General features: G+C 61.6%; 14 protein-coding genes and 2 pseudogenes. 5 read left to right on the top strand and 11 right to left on the bottom strand.

All coding sequences use genetic code 11. The annotated features are described in order from the left end of the window. Positions 1-237: 237 nt before the first annotated feature. The 8 genes and pseudogenes from WDJ60_RS16855 to WDJ60_RS16820 all read right to left on the bottom strand — a co-directional run bounded on the left by WDJ60_RS16855 (position 238) and on the right by WDJ60_RS16820 (position 6459). Positions 238-579 (bottom strand): hypothetical protein, encoded by a 342-nt coding sequence (locus WDJ60_RS16855; protein ID WP_340101864.1) that lies wholly within the window; start codon positions 577-579, stop codon positions 238-240. A gap of 30 nt (positions 580-609) precedes the next feature. Continuing rightward, a pseudogene (locus WDJ60_RS16850) lies at positions 610-989 on the bottom strand (mechanosensitive ion channel domain-containing protein); the annotation flags it as partial. Positions 990-1042: 53 nt separating this feature from the next. After that, entirely contained in the window at positions 1043-2038 is a 996-nt protein-coding gene (locus tag WDJ60_RS16845; protein ID WP_340101862.1) for a hypothetical protein, read from the bottom strand. A 294-nt stretch (positions 2039-2332) separates the two neighbouring features. Next, the gene (locus WDJ60_RS16840) at positions 2333-3487 is read right to left on the bottom strand and encodes an acyl-CoA dehydrogenase family protein (RefSeq protein ID WP_340101861.1); all 1155 of its coding nucleotides are present in this window, start codon (positions 3485-3487) and stop codon (positions 2333-2335) included. Positions 3488-3555: 68 nt separating this feature from the next. Beyond that, entirely contained in the window at positions 3556-4158 is a 603-nt protein-coding gene (locus tag WDJ60_RS16835) for a chemotaxis protein CheC (protein ID WP_340101860.1), read from the bottom strand. Between the two features lie 112 nt (positions 4159-4270). Then, complete coding sequence (locus WDJ60_RS16830; protein ID WP_340101859.1) at positions 4271-4939, bottom strand: O-methyltransferase; 669 nt, start codon at positions 4937-4939, stop codon at positions 4271-4273. 45 nt (positions 4940-4984) lie between these two features. Next, positions 4985-5794 carry a BtpA/SgcQ family protein gene (locus WDJ60_RS16825; protein ID WP_340101858.1) on the bottom strand — a complete coding sequence of 270 codons (810 nt, stop codon included), beginning with the start codon at positions 5792-5794 and terminating at the stop codon, positions 4985-4987. A gap of 80 nt (positions 5795-5874) precedes the next feature. Further along, positions 5875-6459 carry a thioredoxin family protein gene (locus WDJ60_RS16820; protein WP_340101857.1) on the bottom strand — a complete coding sequence of 195 codons (585 nt, stop codon included), beginning with the start codon at positions 6457-6459 and terminating at the stop codon, positions 5875-5877. A gap of 108 nt (positions 6460-6567) precedes the next feature. Between WDJ60_RS16820 and WDJ60_RS16815 the strand changes: the two genes are divergently transcribed. Then, complete coding sequence (locus tag WDJ60_RS16815) at positions 6568-7425, top strand: alpha/beta fold hydrolase (protein WP_340101856.1); 858 nt, start codon at positions 6568-6570, stop codon at positions 7423-7425. A 6-nt stretch (positions 7426-7431) separates the two neighbouring features. On the opposite strand, the gene WDJ60_RS16810 is transcribed toward WDJ60_RS16815, so the two are convergent. Continuing rightward, on the bottom strand, positions 7432-8706 hold the full coding sequence (locus tag WDJ60_RS16810; RefSeq protein ID WP_340101855.1) for an MFS transporter: 1275 nt from the start codon (positions 8704-8706) through the stop codon (positions 7432-7434). A gap of 67 nt (positions 8707-8773) precedes the next feature. Continuing rightward, on the bottom strand, positions 8774-9094 hold the full coding sequence (locus WDJ60_RS16805; RefSeq protein ID WP_340101854.1) for a hypothetical protein: 321 nt from the start codon (positions 9092-9094) through the stop codon (positions 8774-8776). 128 nt (positions 9095-9222) lie between these two features. Here WDJ60_RS16805 and WDJ60_RS16800 point away from each other — a divergent pair, with 128 nt between their 5' ends. The 4 genes and pseudogenes from WDJ60_RS16800 to WDJ60_RS16785 form a co-directional block, all read left to right on the top strand. Beyond that, positions 9223-9711, top strand: a complete 489-nt coding sequence (locus WDJ60_RS16800; RefSeq protein ID WP_340101853.1) for an Lrp/AsnC family transcriptional regulator — start codon at positions 9223-9225, stop codon at positions 9709-9711. Further along, positions 9708-10853 carry a pyridoxal phosphate-dependent aminotransferase gene (locus tag WDJ60_RS16795; protein ID WP_340101852.1) on the top strand — a complete coding sequence of 382 codons (1146 nt, stop codon included), beginning with the start codon at positions 9708-9710 and terminating at the stop codon, positions 10851-10853. Before WDJ60_RS16800 ends, WDJ60_RS16795 begins: the two co-directional genes overlap by 4 nt. A 117-nt stretch (positions 10854-10970) precedes the next feature. Next, the gene (locus tag WDJ60_RS16790; protein ID WP_340101851.1) at positions 10971-13487 is read left to right on the top strand and encodes a type II/IV secretion system ATPase subunit; all 2517 of its coding nucleotides are present in this window, start codon (positions 10971-10973) and stop codon (positions 13485-13487) included. Further along, positions 13484-15505: pseudogene (locus WDJ60_RS16785) on the top strand (type II secretion system F family protein); the annotation flags it as partial. The gene WDJ60_RS16790 and the pseudogene WDJ60_RS16785, both read left to right, overlap by 4 nt. Before the next feature lie 515 nt (positions 15506-16020). Here the strand turns inward: WDJ60_RS16785 and WDJ60_RS16780 are convergent. Next, entirely contained in the window at positions 16021-17043 is a 1023-nt protein-coding gene (locus WDJ60_RS16780) for a tyrosine-type recombinase/integrase (protein WP_340101849.1), read from the bottom strand. Positions 17044-17056 lie beyond the last annotated feature (13 nt).

Here is a 17056-nt window from a genome sequence, read left to right as displayed (position 1 = left end):
CGCAAGACTTGCGCCCTGTATCTTACACGCCTCGTTCAAAGTATGCAGAAACTGTCAGAAATGGTATGTGATACAGAGGATGTATGCAGCAGAAGCCAGTGTTCGTTTCAGGTGGTACAGCGTGAGTTAAGCCGTTACGACGAGCAGCATCTAGCCGGGCCTGAGAAGTGGTTCGCTCCAGAATCGACCTTCGAGATACTTGCTTCGGCGGGCGAAACCAACAGGCGACACGCAGAGTCAGCGGTGCTCGGAGACGCGAACGGGTGCCTCGGGCATTTCGATCCCTTCGCTGGCGAAGGCGGCCATCGAGCGCTCTGTCACGTCCGAGGCGAACTCGAACTCGTCGCGCAGGTCGGCTACATAAGCCTTGCCGCGAATCGTCCGATAGTAGGATTCGTCCTCGACCAGGACCGTGAACGGGTGGTTGTCGTCGACGTAGACGTACTTCGAAGTCACCATGGCCTCCTCGACGATCGCACTCGCTCGATCGACGTCGGCAGCGGCCGTGACCGCGAGTTCGACGACGACCATCATCTGCGGCTGACCGTTGTTGGCGTTCGAGACGTTCGCAGTGAACATCGTTGCGTTCGGAACACTTACGGCGCTGTCATCGGGCGTCCTCAGCGTCGTCGCCCGGAGTCGATGTCGGTTACCTCGCCGTAGTCGCCGTCGATGGTGACCTTGTCGCCGACCTGATAGGGACGCTCGGTGACGAGCACCAGCCCACCGACTATCGCCGCGAAGAGGTCCTTCAGGCCGAGCCCCAGAGCCGCCCCGAACAGTCCCGACACTGCGAGCAACTGTGCGGCCGATAGTTGAAGCAACGGTCCCAGGATCAGATACGCCGCGGTTCCGTAGATGAGAACCCGCGCGACCGGAATGAAAATCTTGATCGTGATCCCCCGGCGGGGAATGCGCTCGATGACCGCCGTGAGCACGTACCTGACGACACGGGTGGCCAGGTACGCGGCTACGAGCACGCCCACCATTCTCGTGAGCGTCTCCTGGGCTACCCCCAGGTCTACCAGCGCCTGGAGCGCGGTCACAGTATCCGCCCCAGTTCGGTCGCCGGTGCGGCAGCCGGCACTGCCGCTGGTACCAGTTCCACGATATCGTCCTTGACCGTGACGAGGCCGTCGCGCGAGAGGCGCCCGAGAACACGGTCGAGACCGTCAATAATGCCCGTGAGCTGTGCCCGGTTGACCCGCTCTTTCGCGAGCACGATCCGCAGACAGAACGCCTCCTCGCGGTCCAGATCCGGGTCGGACGCGGGGACGGTCACGTCGCTCGGGCGCACCTCCGGCCCCTGCCGGGTCTCCCAGATCGCCGTGGCGACGCCGAGGTTCCCGTTCGAGACCGCAGCGAGGCGGCCGAACGTTACGTCCTGTGGGTCCAGACTTCTCTCCGAAAACAGGTTCTTGACTGCAACTGGGCTCAGCATAGGGATTGGCACCGATACCGACCAGTCCCGCCAGCCAATCTCGTGGCGCGTCGTGACGACCAAGCCGCCCTGCTCGGAGTCGTCTGCGACGAACGCCGGCATCTCGTCGTACCGATCAAGCACAAGTTCCGCAATCTGTTCTGCGGGAAGGGACTGAATCTCAACAGTGACGGGAAACTCCCGCCCGAGGGCCCGCACTGCCGTGAGGTACGCCCACGCATACCGGTTCCAGCCGGTCACCACTGTCGCATCGACGCTCGCCAGGTCGTCGAGAAACGCAGACAGCTCCTCGAAGCCGCCGATGCGACGCTCGTACAAGTGCTGGCAGTCCTCTATCACGACTGGCCCCCCATTGCTCCTCGCCCGGAGCCGGTCGACCCCGTCACCCGGGTCAAGGCTAACCCGGGTTGCGTCCAGATCCCGCACGGCCCGGTCTAGGACGGATCCGCGTCCGGAGAAGGGATCGCCCACGACGGCAACGGGCCCGGCCTCCTCGCCCGCGAGGACTGCCTTGAACGCCTCGTGGTCATCACCGAGGAGCGTGGGAACGCCGACGTCCGGTCCCGGACGTCTCCTTTCGACGGCACTATCCTTCATTATACCCTCACTTTTTCGTCCAGCCGGTTGACAATACCGGATCAGGGTCGACCCCGTCAAACGGTCTTAAGCCCCCTATCAATTCGTCTGGATCGCGGCTCAACACGGCTGTGATACGATCATTCGAGTCACTGATTGTGTCCTACCCGGCCCATCTACGTACTTTAGCGATACCGCCGCTGAATTCGCGCTGTGTAGTCACCACAACTGCTGAAAATTGTCAAGTAATGAGGGTTTCAATCGAGCAAGAACTGCGGGTGTTCGCTCACCCGGGCGTCGATCCGACCACCGACACTACCGCGGGGCCTGGTTGTAGATGAGATTTCGCTGGACCGCGTTTGCGCCCTCGTAGATGACCGGAATCCGCACGTCGCGGTAGACGCGCGAGATGCGATTTTCCGTCAGGACCGACCGGCCGCCGTGGAGTTGCATTCCGCGTTCGGCACAGGTCACCGCCGTTTCGGTGGCGTCGGCTTTCGCCAGCGCGGCCCAGTAGCCGGAGTGGTCCTGATTGGCGACCTTCTCGGCGGCACGCCAGACGAGCGCGCGCGACCCCTCGAACTCCATGCGCATCTCCGCGAGGTCGTGCTGGACGGCCTGGAACTCGTCGACTGAGCGGCCGAACGCTTCGCGGTCGTGGACGAACTCGGACGCTTCTTCGATGGCCGCCGCCGCGAGACCGAGTCCGTGACCACCGACGATGACTCGTCCGTGATTGAAGAACTCCGCGAGCATGTAGAAGCCCGCCCCCTCGGCACCGACGAGATTCTCCGCCGGAACTCGGCAGTCGTCGAAGACGATGTGGGCCTGTTTCGACGCTCGAAAGCCCATCTTCTCGGGGATGTGTTCGGCTTCGTAGCCGTCGGTATCCGTGGGGACGATGAACATCGAGAAGTTACCGTACCGGTTGTTCTCGTCGTCGCCCGTCTTCGCGTAGACAGTTACCCAGTCGGCCTCGACGCCGTTGCCAATCCAGTACTTTTCACCGTTGAGGACGTACTCGTCGCCGTCCTTTTCGGCCGTCGTCGACATCCCGGCGAGGTCGCTACCCGTCTCGGGTTCCGAGACTGCCAGTCCGGTGAGTTGGTCGTTCTCGGCGACTGGCCGGACGTACTCTTCTTTCTGTTCCTCGTCCCCGTGGTCGACGACGATTTCCGCGCCGAAACTCGCCAACTGGAGCGTCAGCGCGATCCCGGCATCGGCTCGGTAGAACTCCTCGGCGATCGCCAGAACTTGCTCTAGAGAGAGCCCCCGTCCGCCGTACTCCTCGGGGATATCTTGTGCAACGAGATTCGCGTCCATCCCCGCTTCCAGAATCTCCCAGGGGTACTCGCCCGATTCGAAATACTCCGCCGCGTTCGGCTCGATGTGCTCCTGAGCAAACTCCCGGGCCTGTGTCTTCACCTCGCGTGCCTCCTCGGGCACGATGCTGTCTTCGAGTAGCTCCATACCCCGTCCAAGGGAGCCATTCACATATAGGACAGGGAACCCATTAAAACTCTAAATGAGTTCTTTATTCAAACTTCGATTTGCTGCATCAGGCCGACCAACTCTTCGAGTTCGGGGAAGGTGTAGACTTTGACGTTGATATCGGATTCGAGCGCGTGGACGCGGGAGTCGAACATCAGCGCCATCTCGTCGGCGCGAGTGCCCACGAGGTCGTCGACCATGCCGCTGCCGGGACCGTACGTGAAGGTCGGCGTGGACATGTCGATCGTCGTGTTGAGGACGTTCGCCCACCCGTCGATGAAGCCGCTCGTCATGATGTTGCCGATCTCCTGAATTGCCGAGCGCTCCATGTTCGAGAAGCCGCTTTCGGAGGGTTCGGCGCCCGCCATGTCGCCCATCATCCCGTGGGCGAGTTCCTTCGCGCTCTGGGCGTTGAACAGAAAGAGAATGTGACCGTGTGGGGGCTCGAGCATCTCGATGCTGATACCGATCTGCTTCTGGTCGCCGACGTGGGTCTTGATGTCGGGAATGTCGATGAAGTTAATTTTCGTAATCTCCATCTCCGTCTCCATCCCCGTCATCTGGCTGAGGTGACTCGCAACCGTGTTGCCACCTTCCTTTGCCATCTTGTTGAACAACCCGAGCTTCCGGATATCTATCATCAGACTCATGGATACAAAGCGAGCGTTGCCCGTGGCTTTCGGTCGGACCCATATAATTCATCGCCCTCCATTTTCGGTAGCGAGAATGCTGGCTGCACCGCTGTCTGCCGCTTGTCGGTCATCACAGTCGAACGCTCACTGCGACGCCCTCCCCGAGTGGGAGCAGCGATGTCTCGAAGTTCTCGGCGGTGCGCACGTGGTCGAGATAATTGGCTATGCCGACACTCGACTCGCTTGCCGCCGGCCGAGGCTCCTCGGCCAGTAACCTGTGAACGTCTTCGGCGTCGATGCTGCCCGCGGTCACGGCGTTGTCCGCCAGCACGAGACTCCCCTCCCGGAGCTTCCCTCGGACGGCCTCGAAGGCCTCGACGTACCGGTCTTTCTCGTTGTCTAGCAGGACCACGTCGAAGGGACCGTCGTAGGTCTGGACGATTTCAATAGCGTCGCCGTGTTCGAACTGCGCCAGGTCCGCGACGCCGCCGCGGTCGAAGTACTCGCGAGCGACTTCGAGTTCGTCGGCGTCGATTTCTGTGAGAACGACTTCGCCGTCGGAATCGAGTGCGCGTGCGAACCAGTACGCCGAGTAGCCAAAGCCCGACCCGAACTCGAAGACGCGCTCGGCGTCGACGGCACGGGCCAGCAGCGAGAGCCACCCGCCGACCTGTGGACCCACTGTCGGGAACCCTTCACGGTCGGCGCGCTCGTCCATCTCACGGAGTATCTCGTCTCGCTCTGGACCGACAGCCGCTGCAATCCCACTGACCGTCTCGGTGACCAGGTCGTCAGTCATACTCGAGTGTTCGACTGGCTGCCGGATAACTGCTGGTCCGCCGTCTTACCTGTCCCGTACCGCACCGACGAATGCCTTCGCCCGGTCGGGGTCGACGGGCGCCGTCGTCTCACCGCCCCGTTTGAGTGCCGTCCCGACGATGACGCCATCGGCGAGATCCAGCAGAGCAGAGACGTTCTCGGGGGTGACGCCACTGCCGACGAAGACGGGAACGGACGGATCGACGCTGTCACGGCGGTCCAGCACCGTTTTCAGTTCCTCGGCGTCGGCCGGTTCGCCGGTTGCCGGGCCAGAGACGACGAGTCCATCTGTCAGGCCACGCGTGATGGTTTCCTCGGCGACGGCCGCGATGTCGCGCTCGCCCACCGGTGCAGAGTGTTTGACGGCCACGTCCGCGAGAATCGACACGTCCGCGTCCAGTTGCTCGCGCCGTCGGAGTGTCTCGTGGGCTGTTCCTTCCAGTATGCCCTGGTCGGTCACGCGCGAGCCAGTGTGGACGTTGACGCGGATGAACGAGCCACCGCCGGCGGCCGCCACCGAGAGCGCGGCATCGGCGTCGTTTCGGAGGACGTTGACGCCGTACGGACACTCCACGCCGATGCCCAGCTCCCTGACGATAGCAGTCATCTCGGCGACGGTCGACTTCGGGACGTCGTCGGGATAGTAGGGGGCGTCGCCGAAGTTCTCGACGAGCAGACCGTCGAAGTCGGCCTCGACGAGCGCGGACACGTCGGCGAGTGCCCGCCCGCGGAGTTCCGTCCGGTCGCCGGCAAAACGTGGCGACCCCGGGAGCGGCGGCAGGTGAACCATCCCGATAAGCGGTGATTCGCTCTCGAAGCGCTCGACGACGTTCATACGGGCTATTCTGGTGGGGGTATCAAAACAGGTGCGTTCCTCCCAGCTTTGGGGGCGTCGGTGGCTCTTCAGCCGACTGTTCAGTTCCAGTAGTCCGGCTCGTTGCCCTCTTTCCACTTGATAGAACAGCCACGGGAGGGCTGGAACTCCTCGGAGACCTCATCGCCGGCCAGCAGGCTGTCGATGTGTGCTTTCATCTCCCGCTCGGTCGGTTCGTCGTCGGGGTTCAGCGCGTCGTCGAGTCGGCCGTGGTAGACCAGTTCGAACCTGTCGTCGCTCCGTTCAAACAGGAACGGGTCCGGTGTACACGTCGCGCCGTACGCGGCTGCCACCTCCTGTGTCTCGTCGAAGAGATAGGCGTCGTACTGAATCGTGCCGTCTGCGACGAGTTCCTGCATTCGCTCGAAGGAGTCGTCGGGATACTCCGCAGGGTCGTTCGAGTTGATTCCGACGACAGCAACGTCGTCGTACTCGGTTGCGAGCGCGTTCAGTTCGTCGAATTTCGCCTGTGCGTACGGGCAGTGGTTGCACGTGAACACGACCAGCAGTGCTTCGTTGTCGGCGAAATCCGAAAGGGTGTACGTCTCTTCGTCCGTGCCTGTCAGTTCGAAATCCGGTGCCTGATCTCCTCGTTCGAGGACTTCGACGGAATCTGCTGCGACCATACCCGCGTTTGGGTCTCGACAGTCTAATCGGTTCGGCCAGCGGCAACTCACTGGCCGGTCCCAACGGTCCGCGAGCGAGTTTATCGGGCCGTGCTTCCTACGTCCGGTATGCCGACCGTTCAGACCAACGACATCGAGACGTACTACGAGCGCCGAGGGAGCGGACCGCCGGTGGTGTTCGTCCACGGCGCAATCGTCGATTACACGCAGTGGCAACCACAGTTCGACGCACTCAGCGACGACTACACCACGATTGCCTACGACGTGCGCGGCCACGGCCGGACAGGCGGCTCTGACAGGGAATCGTACTCCATGGACCTTTTTTCGGACGACCTGGCGGCTCTCGTCGACGCCCTGGAACTGGACCGCCCGGTTGTCTGCGGGCTCTCGCTGGGCGGGTGCATCGCGCAGGCGTACGCCGATCGTTACCCTGACCGACTGTCTGGGCTCGTTCTCGTCGATACGTTCGGTCCGTCGCCACTCTCCCCTGGCGAACGAGTTCAGCGCCGACTCTTGCGCGCGATTATTCCACTGGTTCGGCTGTTCGGCTACGAGCGCGTCGAGCGGGTGATGGTGTGGCTCCAGGAGCGTCTCTCGAGGGGTGTCAGCGGCGAGTACGAGAACATCGAGGCGATTCGTGCGACCGGACCGACGATGGCAACCGAGGAGTTCGCCAAGGTCATCCGCGCGCTCGCTCGCTTTCACGAAACGCCAGTCGGCTATCGCTCGATTACGGTCCCGACGCTCGTCCTCTACGGCGAACACGACGCGGGATTCATTCGACAGCACGCGCCGGCACTGGCCGATGCAATTCGGGGTGCCAAGGTCCGGGAAGTACCCGGCGCCGGCCACGCATCCAACCTCGACAACCCCGAGTTCGTTACAGACGCACTTCGGCTGTTTCTCTGGGGTATCTGGTCTGGTGATCGAACTGCCCGCGACGCCACAGCCGTCGGGCCGGCCTGACTGGCGTCAGTCGTCACCCGGCTGTGGCGTTCTCGCTGGACGGGCACTCTCGACGCGCAGGACGACGGCCGTCAGGGCGAGCGAGACGATGCCGAGAGCGCCCATCACTGCGAACGACGCTTCGACGCCGTACCTCCCCGACACCCACCCTAACACCGGTGGAGCGATGGCGCCGCCTCCTGAGATGCCGATGGTGACCAGCCCGAAGCTCTTTCCGATGTCGTCGGCCGACGAGAAGCGGTCTGCGAGCGTCGCGCGAGCCGGACGGCTGTAGTCGATCGTCGAGGCGAGGACGAGCGTGAGTCCGACGACCAGGAGTGCGGGGAGGATACCGGTAGCCAGCGCCGCGGTAACGGCCACGAGCGAGACGTAGCCGGCGACCAGCACGAACCCGGGCGAGGTGCGGTCGGTGAGCCAGCCGCCGCCGAACATCAACACCGCACCGACGACGAACATCGCCGAGACGAGCGTGTTTCCGGTGGCTTCCGGCAGGCCGTAGGTCTCGGTCAACAGTGGCAGTGTCTGGGTCTTGATGCCCCATCCCGCGATAGACGTGACCAGCCAGAGTACGGTCACGAGAAGGATTCCGCGGTCGGAGAGCATCCCGCGGAGGCTGCCGACGGCCCGCTTCGGGAGCGCCTGCACGCGAGAGACGGTCCACGATTCGTCGGCGTGGCTGGTATCGCTGGGTGCCGTAATCTCGTCGTCGACGAAGCGAACGAACACGGAGATGCAGCCGACCGCGTAGACCGCCCCGAGAGCGGCAACGACTCCGAGTGCGACCCGCCAGTCGTAACCGAGTGTCACGACGCCCGCGACGACCGCCGGAGTCGCAGCGAACCCGAGCGCGCCGGTAAAGCCGTGGACACTGAAGGCTCGTCCCCTTGTTCCGGGGTCGGTCGCCGCAGAGAGCAGCGGGTAGTGGGCGGGGTGATGACCGGCGATACCGACGCCGAGAACCACCTGCGACGCGAGGAGCCACGCGTAACTCTGTGCTGTGGCAGTGAGGATGGCACCGACTGCGCCGAAGCCGAGCGAGAGGGCGAGCATCGGCGTCCGGCCGCGGGTGTCCGAGAGGTGACCGAAAGGCAACTGCAGCGCAGTCACGACGGCGCCGAGGAGACCGATAGCGAGACCGATGCGGGCGACACCCACCCCGAGGTCTGCGGCCGCGACGGTCGTCACTGGTGGCAACAGGATGTAGTACATGTGGTTGATGACGTGTGAGCCACCGACCAGTGAGACGACGAGTGCGGCCTGCCGGTCTCTGAACCTCGTCACAGACGGTCGCAGACAGTGCGGAGACAAAGAACTCTCGAAACGAGTGTGTCGGGCGGTGTGTCGCTGCCTACTCTGCTTCGACCGCGAGCTGTTCGGCGACCGCGTCGTCGAATGCCCGGGCAGCCTGAACGACGGCACTGTCTTCGTTGAGAACGAACGTGGCTTCGCTGTTCTCGCTCTCGGTGTGATCGAGTGCACCCACGTCGACGAGGTCCTCGAGCGCGTCTGCCAGATAGAGCGTTTTCAGTGGAATGCCGGCCGCGTCGGCGATGTCCGACCGGGTGTACTCGGTCCCTGCATCGAGTGTGACGATCGCACCGATGAGTGACGCTGCTTCGTCTCGCTGTGCGACGAGTTCCCAGCCGGATTCGGGCACTTCTGGGCGCATTGGGCGGCAATACGGAGTCATTCACTATAAAATCTCGAATCGACTCAGACAGTGAGTGCTCGACGTCGGGGGGGTGCCACCGGCGACGTGTAGCAAGTCTTTATACTGTCGCACGGCGGTCTATCGGTATGAGCAGTCGCGACGAGGTCCTAGAGCTACTCCGAGAGAACGCCCGCTACACTGTCGAGGATATAGCCCGCCAGACCGACATAGACTCCGAGACAGTCGAGGAAATAATCGTCGACCTCGAATCGGAAGGCGTCCTGAAGGGGTATCGCGCCGTCGTCGACTGGGACAAACTCGAACAGGAGACTGTGCGCGCGGCAGTCGAACTCAACCTCACACTCGACCGCGAGACCAGTTACAACGACGTCGCCGAGCGCATCGCCAAATTCCCGATGGTCGAGTCGCTCCACCTCGTCAGTGGCGACTACGACTTCATGATGGAAGTCGAAGGCGACTCGATGCGCGAAGTGTCTCACTTCATCAGCGAGAAAGTCGCGCCCGTCCCCGAAATCACGCAGACTGTGACCCACTACGTCATGGAGTCCTACAAGGAACACGGCATCGAGTTTGGCGACGGCGACGACGACGACCGGCTCTCCGTCTCACCATGACATTCGACATCGCCGACCGGGTCGACGCGGTGCCACCGTCGGGTATCCGACGGTTTTTCGAACTCGCCGAGGAGATGGACGACATCATCTCGCTGGGCGTCGGTGAGCCTGACTTTTCGGCGCCGTGGGCGGCACGCGACGCCGCGATCGCCTCGCTGGAGCAGGGCAAAACCTCCTACACCGCGAACCGCGGCCGACGAGAACTCCGCGAGAAGATTTCCGACCACGTCGCCAGGCGGTACGACCTCGACTACGGCGCCGACGAGGAGATTCTCGTCACCGCCGGGGCCAGCGAGGGAATCGACCTCGCCTACCGGGCGCTGGTCGACCCCGGCGACACCGTCGCTGTCGTCCAGCCGTGTTACGTCTCCTACGTTCCCGGCGTCATCTTCACTGGGGGGAACGTCCTCTCGGTCGAGACGCAACGCGAAGACGAGTTCAAGCTCACTCGCGAGGTTCTGGAGGAATCCGGTGCAGCCGACGCGGACGTCCTCGTCCTCTGTTACCCGAACAACCCGACCGGTGCGACGATGACCGGCGAGGAACTCCGACCGGTCGCTGATTTCGCCTGCGAGCACGACCTGACGGTGTTCTCGGACGAAATTTATGCGGATTTGACCTACGAACACGAACACACTTCCATCGCGACGCTGCCGGGGATGCGCGAGCGAACTGTCGTATTCAACGGCTTCTCGAAGGCGTACGCGATGACGGGATTGCGACTGGGCTACGCGATGGCCCCACCGGAAGCGACCGCCGCGATGAACCGTATCCATCAGTACACGATGCTGTCGGCGCCGACCACCGCGCAGTACGCCGCAATCGAGGCGCTCGAGTCGTGCGACGGCGCCGTCGCCGAGATGAAAACGCAGTACGACCGCCGCCGGAAGTACGTCCTCTCGCGGTTCGAAGACATGGGAATCGACTGCTTCCGGGCCAGCGGCGCGTTCTACGCGTTCCCGGAGTGTCCCTGGGACGACGCCGGCGAGTTCGCGGAGGCTCTCCTCCACGAGGAGGGCGTCGCTGTCGTGCCGGGAACTGCCTTCGGTGAGGGGGGCGAGGGGCACCTTCGCGTCTCGTATGCGACCGGTCTCGACGAGTTGAAAGAGGCGATGGCGAGAATCGAGCGGTTCGTCGACTGACCGCCCCGCTCTCGAACTTGCGAGCCTCAACCGCGCCGGTCGGGAGAATCGAGAATTTGGTGGCAGGCGGTGTTCCTGGCGTAAAGTTTTTTCACCCATAGGGGCAGATGAATTGTAATGGCAATCGATGACACAGGGGGCGGCGAGGAAGAGGCCTCGGCGGGGGTCGATGTCGGGGGGGGCACGAGTGTAGCAGTGGGGGAATACTCCTGGAGTGATTTTCGGAGGGAAGAACACGACGAGGGTCGGTTCGATCGGTCGGCGTATCTCGGGTTCGACCCGCGGGACCTCCCGCGAAAACTCGAATCCGGTGCGAGCGCCGGCAAGACGCTCAGCGAGCACTTCGAGGCGTTCTGTGACCCCGAGCGCACCCCTGTCGTGAAGGGGACGTACTCCTGGGAGCATTTCAAACGGGAGTACTACTACGACGAGAGCGGGAACGCGCCACGCAAGAGCGACGGACAGAAGGAACCGTTCGAGCCGGAACAGTACCTCGGATTCGACCCCGACGGTACCGAGGAACGACTGAGCCACGCCCAGTCGATCGCCTCGGACCTCGAGCATCTCGTCGACGAACGGACCGTCAACGTCCCCGACGAACTCGACGAGGACGCCTTCTTTTCGGACCGAAACGGCAACACGACGGTCGTCAACCGCTACGACCTCGAAAAGGCCGTCCCGCTGGAGAAGAAGAGTCACTTCGTCGAGGAGAACCGCTACTGGGTGAACAAACCCTACGCCTGTGTCATCATCTTTCACTCCCGCAAGGAGAACGAGCGCAAGTACTACGTTATCGAGCCACACTTAAACGATATCGAGGACGAGCTCAAGGAGTTCCTCTCGCGGAAACTCAAAACCGCAATCAAGTACTCCGAAGACGATGTCATCGTCCAGGGCGACGAGACCGACCGGGCGGAAGTCATCCAGCGCGAAGCAGAACGGCTCCTCCAGCGCTACGGGCTCTACGAGGGAAAGATAACCGACGTGACTGGCTCTACCGACGGCGGGGGAATGATGGGGTCACTAAAGGAGATGCTCGGGATGAACGAAGCCGAGCAGACGGTCGAGGAAAGCGGTCTCGACGGCATCGAGGTGCGGCCCGAACCCATCATCCTCGATGAGGACCCCGACACGTTGACCGAGTACCAGGTCGAGAAACTCCTCTATCTGCTCAAGCGAAACTTCATCGGGTACGCCAACATCGACCCGGTGAAACACGACATCAACGTCGAGGACATCTCCTGTGACGGCTACAACAGCCGCGTATTCGTCTACCACACTGACTACGAACAGATTATTTCGAACGTCACGCACGGCGAGTCCGAACTCGACGATTTCGTGGTCAAACTCGCTCAGCGCTCCGGGAAAGGCATCTCGAAACGGCAACCGCAGGTCGACGCGACGCTTCCGGACGGGTCGCGTGCCCAGCTGACGCTCGGCCGTGAAGTCTCGGACCACGGAACCAACTACACCATCCGTCAGTTCAAAGACGTGCCGTTCACCCCCATCGACCTCATCAACTGGAACACGTTCAACTTAGACGAGATGGCTTTCCTCTGGCTCTGTATCGAGAATCACAAGTCGCTCATCTTCGCCGGCGGGACGGCTTCGGGGAAGACGACCAGCCTGAACGCGATCTCCCTGTTCATACCTTCGAACGCAAAAATCGTCTCGATCGAGGACACCCGTGAGGTCGAACTCCCACAGCGAAACTGGGTTGCGAGTGTTACCCGTCCGTCGTTCGGACAGGACGACACCGGTGACGTCGACGAGTTCGACCTGCTGGAAGCCGCACTCCGGCAGCGTCCCGACTACATCGTCATGGGTGAGATTCGGGGCGAGGAGGGTCGGACGCTGTTCCAGGTCATGTCGACCGGTCACACGACCTACACCACGTTTCACGCCGACTCGGTGGGTGAAGTCATCAAGCGTTTTACCACCGAACCAATCAACGTCTCGAAGACGCTGTTTACGGCGCTCGACCTGGTGTCGATTCAGACCCAGACCAGGGTCGGCGGGCACAAGGTGCGCCGGAACAAGTCACTGACCGAAATCAACGAGTACTCCCCGGAGAACGACGAGATAAACGTCCGGGACGTCTACGAGTGGCGCGCCGAGACGGACAACTTCATCCAGATGGGGTCGTCCTCGACGCTGGAAGAGATCAAGTTCGACCGCGGGTGGACCCAGGAACGACTCGACGAGGAACTGTTCAAGCGGAAAGTGGTGCTGGCCTACCTCATCGAGAACGGGTTGAACACCTACACGCAGGTGGCGGCGACAGTGCAGGCCTTTATCAACGACCCCGAAACGATTCTGACTATCATCGCAAACGAGTCCCTGGAGCGTTCTCTGGAAGACCTTCGGGAGATGGAATCGGTCCAGATAGAAATCGAACCCGAAAAAGAGGAACTCGTTCCACGCCCCGAAGCGCCCGAGGACCTGCTGGAGGAGACTGGGGAGATTCTGGAGAATGCCAATCCGCTGCTCCAGCGGTACCGTGAGCGCGATTCGACGGACATCGTTTCTGCCCTCTCGGGGCTCGAAGCCGACGACGGCGGTGGAACTGAAGAGGAAGCTATCGACTTCGGGCAGTTCGTGCCGAAGGCCGGTTCCGGGGAGGACGAAGAATGAGCCTCGACACACGAGGTGGCCAACAGGTCGGCGGAGCCGGCGGGTCTGCCCTCGGCGACGCCTTTTACCCGCTCTTCGAGTGGCTGTTCGACGAGGACGGCGACTTTGTGGGCGGCATCGAGACGAAGTTGGCCGAGGCACGGATGGCCGACAACGTGGAGATGTTTCTCTCGCGTGCGCTCGCCATCGGGTCGATTGCCGGCCTCGCACTCTGGTTGCTCGGGATGTTCGTCGGCTACCTGTTCGTCCAGTTTCTCGGCGTTCCGGAGGGGATACTCACGTTCAATCTCCCGGAGTACATTACCGCACTGAAGACGCCGGCTATCATCATTTTCTCTGGGTTGATTTTCGGAACCATCGGCTTCGCCATGGGGTTTGGCTCGCTCGTCTCGATACCCTACTTCCGGTCGAGTGCTCGCGAACGCGAGATCAACGTCCTGCTCTCGGATTCGATTTCGTTCATGTACGCGCTGTCGGTGGGGGGAATGAACCAACTCGAAATCCTGCAGGCGATGGCCAAAGCCGACGACACCTACGGGGAGGTCGCAAAGGAGTTCCAGTCTATCGTGCTGGAGACGGAGTATTTCGATACCGATTACCGGACGGCCATCCGGAACCAGTCCCTCGAAACGCCCAGTGACGAGCTCTCACAGTTCCTGACTGACATGCTCTCTATCGTCAACTCAGGAGGTGACATGACGGATTTCCTCGAAGACCAGAAGGACAAGCACATGCGGACGGCAAAGCAGGAACAGGAGAAGTTGCTAGACACGCTGGAGTTGTTCGGCGAGATGTACATGACCCTCTCGCTGTTTCCGTTGCTTCTCATTATCATCCTGGTGATTATGGACCTGATGCAGGGCGGAAACCAGGAGCAACTGCTGTATGGCACCGTCTACGGGCTGATTCCGCTCATCGGCGTCGGCTTTCTGGTGCTCGTCTCGACGGTCACCCAGGACGATATCGGCGACGGTTATCTGCGTCCGGACAGCAAAGAAGAGGAGTTTCGGGTCGACGAAGGTATCGGCGTGTTCAATCCCGGTCTCGTCGAGCAGTACACCGGCGAGCGAACCGTCTTCGACCGCATCAAGCGCCGGGAAGGGACCTACGAGCTGATGGAGATTCTGCGAGCCCCACACTTCTTCTTCCGGGACCACCCGCTGATGGTGCTCGTCGTCACGGTGCCGTTGACCGCGCTCGTCCTCATCGGGGCTGTCGCGACGGGGAACGCACCACTCTCGGTGGAGGCGATGGAGAACAATGTCATCTACGGGACGGTCGTCTGGGTCTATCTCCCGCTGTACCTGAATCTGCTCCCGCTCGGCGTGTTCTACGAGTGGAACGTCCGCTCGCGCCGCGGCGTCCTCGGGAACATCTCGGAGAACCTCCGGAAACTCGCAAGCGCCAACGACACCGGGATGACGCTGCTCGAATCCATCAAGGTCGTCTCCGAAACGTCCTCCGGGAAGCTGGCAGACGAGTTCGAGACGATGCACGCGAAGGTCAACTACGGTACGAACCTGAAAGACGCCCTCCGGGAGTTCAACAACAAGTACCACATCCCGCGCCTGGCGCGGACGGTCAAACTCATTAGCGAAGCCCAGGAGACCTCGAGCCAGATTCAGGACGTGCTCTCGACGGCGGCTCAGTCCTCGGAGAATCAGGACGATATCGACCGCGAACGGAAGTCACGAACCCGGATGCAGACGGTTATTATCATCATGACCTACCTGACGCTGCTGGGCGTGATGGCGCTCTTGCGCGTGCAGTTCATCGATGTCATCGGTGGGCTGGACATGAGCGCCGGCGGGAGCGGTGCCGGGACTGGAACCGGTGCCGGTACCGGCGGTGGCTCGATCTCGCCCGAGCGGATGTCAATGCTGTTTTTCCACGCAGTGACACTGCAGGCGATCATCTCGTCGTTTATCGCCGGCTACATCCGGAACGTGGAACTCATCTCGGGCGTCAAATACGCTGTCGTCCTCTCGACTATCGCACTCATCGTATGGGTCACGGTCGAACAAATGACCAGTGGTGGGGGTGACGAAGCGGCGCTGCTGTTGCTGGTCGGGTCAGTGGGGAGACCACTGTGGGACCGGGTGGAACGCAGGCGTGGCAGTGACATCAGGGATACTTCGGGTTCGACCAAACGGGAAGGCGGGGGCGATGTCAGATGTGTCTGAAGTAGTTGGACCGAATAAATGGAGAATGTTTGGGAGGAATCGCCGGGACCGAGCAAACGCACAGCGTTTGCGAGGGTCGGAGCAGCGACGCTGCTCCGGGATTCTCGTGAGCGAAGCGAACGAGAAGTCGGCGAGGAAACGGCTGAACGAACGGAGTGAGTGAAGAAGTGAACTCGTCGGGATTTGAACCCGATGGCGAGACTCGCTGCCGCTCGTCTCGCGTGATTCAAATCCCGCGTCGACTATTCTCGCTCGTAAAACGCGCTCCGATGGACTCGCCGGGGTGCGAGGTTCTTTCGGGCCGGTGCGTCGTGGGTTTCAATTGCGGTAGTGCTTGCAGTGGTCATATTTTAGCTGTCCAGGAACTCTCTCCTGGTCTCCATTCGCTCGCGTTCGGAACGCTGGTCGTAGTGCTGGTCGAGGACATCTGACGAGACGTTCATCCGGTCAGTGACGACTTCCTCCGGGACTCCGTCTCGCAAGTGCTGAGTAATCGATCCGCGTCGGACTCCATGCGGTGATCGCGAGCTGGGGCAACCACTCGCCTTCGAGTCGTTGAGCATCCACTCGCAGGAATCGGGTTCCTTGTCGTGCGGACACCCAGAAATCATGCACGGGCGCGTCCATCGGTAGAGTATCTGTCGGATGGGTGCCTCGGTCAGTCTGCCCTGCCGACTGCTGATTAAGGGCTCTCTCCCGTACTCATCGGTGACATCATGCCGATGATGCCGAATGTAGTCACTGATGACCTGCGAGTAGTGGTTCCCAACAGCGATCTTCCGCTCTGCTGCTCTCTTGTTCTTCAGCGGCGTTCCTTCATCTGGCCGATGCCGTAGGGTAATGTACTGGCCTTCCGGGTCAAAATCAGACACATCGAGCGCACGCAGACTACCGAGTCGTATTCCAGTGTGCCACAGAATCGCGATGACAACATGGTCGCGGCTCGCGTACTGGAACTTATCCAGGTACCTGAGCAAGTCTCTGGCGTGCTCCTCTGGCAACTTCACATCGCTCGCTTCCTCTTCAGCCTCTACCTTCGGTAATAGCACCCGCTCACGGAGACCGTCCTCAACGGCATCGATACTGGCACAAAACTCCAGGAACTTCCGGAGTGTCATCAGGATACCCCGGAGTGTGACCGTCGAGACGGCGTCGTAGCGTTCACTATCACCGTTTGACCGCCAAACGCGGAACTGGTGCAGATCACGACCAGTCAGGTCGTTCATATTGTCGATATCCTCAGACTTGCACCAGTGGACGAAACTGAGGAGGCGGTACCGCTGGTTCTCAATCGATTTCTCGGACAACTCCGACTCGCGGGCATCAAGGTAGAGCGTCATGGCCTCCTCCGGCGTAATCGGCTTCAACGTCATGGCTGGCAGTCGT

The organism is Salinibaculum salinum, assembly GCF_037645885.1.
Classification (GTDB): Archaea; Halobacteriota; Halobacteria; order Halobacteriales; family Haloarculaceae; genus Salinibaculum; species Salinibaculum salinum.
Note: the sequence above shows the minus strand (reverse complement) of the source record. Positions and strands in the feature narration are given on the sequence as shown.